We start from the raw sequence: 3130 nt of genomic DNA, 5'->3' as shown, positions 1-3130 counted from the left end.
TAAACCGTCATGGCTTCCGCCCACATCTGTTCGATATACGCCCTCGCCGCCGCTTCATCGTCCAGTATGTGAACCTCCGCCCGTTCCGGGTACACCGTCACGGGGAGAAAGCGCCGGTTGCCGGTGCGGTCACGGGGCAAAAAGTCCTGCCGGTTGGTCGTCCCTCCAAATACACATTGCCGCAGCCGGTCTGCCGGATGTGTCTCATACGGCACTTTGTAGGTTTCTTTCTGGCGGCTTAAGAATGACTTGATTTCCTCAATACTCTTGGCGTTGGCTGTGGCGATCATCTCCGACATCTCGATAATCCAATGCCCTTGAAGCTTGCGGTACACATTTTCATCGTCCAGCTTCTTCAAATCGTCTGAAAACCATTCGTCCCTGCCTGCCAGCAGCCGGAAAAAGGTAGATTTCCCGGCTCCCTGACCACCAACCAGACAGAGCATGACCTCAAACTTGCTCCCCGGTCTGAATACCCGCCGGATGGCTCCCATCAGGAACAGTTTCAAGGCTTCATAAGTGTATTCGTCCGTATCGGCTCCCAGAAAGTGATGCAGGGCATAACGGATGCGCTCTGTGCCGTCCCATTGCAGGTTGTTCAGGTAATCCCTGACCGGATGGTAGCGGTTTTCATTGGCAACAATCTTGATGGCGCTCTGCACCTTTTTCTCGCTGATAAGCCCGTAATTTTCTTCCAGATACAAAAGCAGGTAGTTCATGTCCATGTCGGTCAGCGTGGTACTGGTGCGCTCCCAGCCCAGCGGCTTCACAATGTCAATCTGCTCCGTCAAAAGGTTCAGACGCAGCGCCCCACGAAACAGCGGGTCACGCTGGAACACCGTCAGGCAGTTTCGGATGCTGTTCTTCACGCCGCCTTTCTGCGTCCCCTCTAACGTCTCCCGGATTTCTTCCGGTGTCTGCGCCGGTTCCATTGTGTCCATCGTCCTTTTGACCGCTTCCTGCGTTTCCGGCGGCAAGCTCTGAAATTCGCTGTTCAAGCCGCAGCACCTCCTTTCCCTGTGCGGCGATCAATGCCGCTTTTTCTTCTATTTCTCCGTATAACAAAATATCCAAAAGGTATTCTGTGTAGCTTATCCTCTGCAACGCTTCCACAAAAAGAGGATGCCAGATGGCATCCTGCGGCTGTGGGGCGTATGCTGTTTTCCAATGCTCCAGCAGGCGCTGATAATCGCATAGCACCCGGAAACAATACCGTTCCGTTTCCTGAAATCTCTGCTCCGCTGATTTTTGCCGGGGCTGTGACCTGTTGTGACGCTTCCTATCTGGCGGCGCATTGCCGGATTTCTCATAGGAAACGCCGAAGTCCTCCGCAAGCCTGACCGCAGCTTCCCGTTTCCCCAATCCATGCAGCAAAGCGGCAAAGTCGATCACATCCCCGGAAGCCCCGCAGCCGAAGCAGTAAAAGCGGCTGTCCACTTTCATGCTGGGCGTGCGGTCATTGTGGAATGGACAGCAGACCATGCCGTTTCTCCCCACCCGGATTCCATAGAATGAAGCAGCCTGCCGGGTGGTAACAGACTGTTTCACCGCTTCAAATACATTCAAATGCTCCCTCCGTAAAAATACCGGTAGCGGTAAAGCTGCCGGTTATATCATAGCTCCATCTCATGTTTCTTTCTCTGTACTTCCTGTGGCTGCTCCCTCCGGCGCAGTGCGGTATCTACGGCGTTCTGCACCTGCCGCAGCCGTATGACTTCCTCCCGGAGTGGCTTGTGCTGCGGAGACAGTTCGGCATACTCTGTTTTTAACTGTGCGTATTCCTGTTTCCATGCTTTCAGGGCAATGGGTTTTCCGTCCAGTTTTTCATTCAGAATACGGCGGGCGGCATAAAACAGCCGTAACTCCGCATCGTGGGATGTTTCAAATTTCTCCCTCTGTTTCTTAAACTTGATATTGTTCAATTCCGTATGGACAGGTTTTAGCCGCTGGTAATTCTCGCCCTCCCGTATCAATTCCTGCAATTCCTTTATCCTGGCAGATTTCTTTTTCATGGAGCCGCTTAATGCTTCAAATTCTTCGTTGACAGAGGAAAGACGCTCCTGCAAATCCTCTAATGTGAGCAGCTTGTTTTCCGTCAGATAATTGACGGCTTCGGCAAACTGCTTTAAGTTTCCGGTTCTGGCTTTATTGCTCCATGCCCCTGCGTTGCGCTGGTTGTAATAAGCGATCAACAGGTCGGCAAGGCTCGGTGTCTGCGGTTTGGAAAGTTCTTCTTTTACCTCTGCCATCCAGACAAACAGGGCTTTGATCTTCTTCCTCACATCCTGCATGAGCCGGTTGGTGGCTTTAATCCAGCGGTTCAGTTCCCCTTTCTCGGTGCGGATGCCCTTTGCTTCCATCTGCCGGACATTAGCTCCCTCGTGGACAGTAGGTATCAGGTCAAGCCCCTGCCGCACATAGGAACGGTGGTCGATACGCACATCCAGCCCTTTTTCCTCAAATTTTGTATTAACGGCAGCCGCCCACTGCTCCCGCCAGTGTTCCAGCGTTTCCGGCTCATGCCAGTCTGTTGTATGGACAGCGTTAAACATATAATCGCCATTTTTATCCCGGATTCGGTTTCCATCTTCATCAAGAAGATATTCCCGCCGCTGTTTTTGTCCCCATGTGCCATCCGGGTTCAAAGGGCGCATGGTTGTCATCACATGAAAATGCGGGTTAGGGATGCCGCCGTCCTCTTTCTCCGGGCTGTGAAAAGCAAGGTCGGCAATCATGCCTTTTGTCACAAACTGCTCCTGTACGAACTTCCTCGCCAGCTCCATGTTTTCTTCCAGCGTCAATTCATTCTGCATGGCAATATCAAAGGAATAGGCAAGCTGTGCTTTTGGATGTTTCTCGCAGTTCTCCACAGCATTCCAGAGGGTCGCCCGGTCAAGATATATTTCCGGCGCATGGGGCGGCAGCATGATTTCCGAAGCGATCACGCCGCCCTTTTTGGTGTAGTCGCTGACTTCTCCATAGTAGCTGCTGTAAAGACGCTCCCCGGCTCGGTAGGCTGCGCTGGCAATGGCGCTCTGACCGGCGCTGCGCTTTATCTGTGCGATTGAAAAATGATAAAGTGCTATCCTTAGTCACCGCCTTTCTCCTGCCCGGAAATACGGGCGTGGTT

At 52.6% G+C, this 3130-nt stretch carries 3 protein-coding genes; all 3 read right to left on the bottom strand.

Going from position 1 to position 3130, the window contains the following annotated elements; all coding sequences use genetic code 11:
- Positions 1 to 941 (bottom strand): virulence-associated E family protein (locus LI164_RS15460; RefSeq protein ID WP_227087366.1); only part of this gene is annotated, 941 nt, incomplete at its 3' end.
- Positions 826 to 1566 carry a CHC2 zinc finger domain-containing protein gene (locus LI164_RS15455; protein ID WP_055059557.1) on the bottom strand — a complete coding sequence of 247 codons (741 nt, stop codon included), beginning with the start codon at positions 1564 to 1566 and terminating at the stop codon, positions 826 to 828. The genes LI164_RS15460 and LI164_RS15455, both read right to left, overlap by 116 nt.
- Positions 1567 to 1613: 47 nt before the next feature.
- Positions 1614 to 3086, bottom strand: coding sequence for a MobQ family relaxase (mobQ, locus tag LI164_RS15450; RefSeq protein WP_173904970.1), 1473 nt, complete (start codon positions 3084 to 3086; stop codon positions 1614 to 1616).
- Positions 3087 to 3130: the final 44 nt, after the last annotated feature.

This window comes from Dorea sp. 210702-DFI.3.125, from assembly GCF_020560945.1.
GTDB classification, from domain to species: Bacteria; Bacillota; Clostridia; order Lachnospirales; family Lachnospiraceae; genus Dorea; species Dorea formicigenerans.
The sequence above is the reverse complement of the archived record's forward strand: the minus strand, read 5'-3'. Positions and strand labels throughout refer to the sequence as shown.